The sequence below is a fragment of the Sciscionella sediminilitoris genome (genome assembly GCF_000737195.2).
GTDB classification, from domain to species: domain Bacteria; phylum Actinomycetota; class Actinomycetes; order Mycobacteriales; family Pseudonocardiaceae; genus Sciscionella; species Sciscionella sediminilitoris.
In genome coordinates, this window is sequence record NZ_JALM01000118.1 from 1 (window position 1) to 238 (window position 238).

1 protein-coding gene is annotated in these 238 nt (G+C 60.1%); it reads left to right on the forward strand.

Annotated elements, in window-relative coordinates; all coding sequences use genetic code 11:
- Positions 1-66: 66 nt before the first annotated feature.
- The coding region (locus AD72_RS37975) for a transposase (RefSeq protein WP_082469273.1) at positions 67-238 on the forward strand (172 nt) is incomplete at its 3' end.

The window sequence follows — 238 nt, forward strand, 5'->3', positions numbered from 1 at the left end:
GTCTGCTGCAAGATCGGGTGACAACTGAGATGGCTTGGCCGATGGTCGAGCTGGAAGGATGTCACTGTGCCGAAGCCTTATCCCCGTGAGTTCCGTGAGGACGTTGTCCGCGTTGCTCGGCAGCGTGAGTCGGGTGTGACGCTTGAGCAGGTTGCCGCCGATTTCGGCGTGCATCCGATGACGCTGTCGAAGTGGATGCGACAGTCGGATGTGGACGATAGTGTCAAGCCCGGCGCTA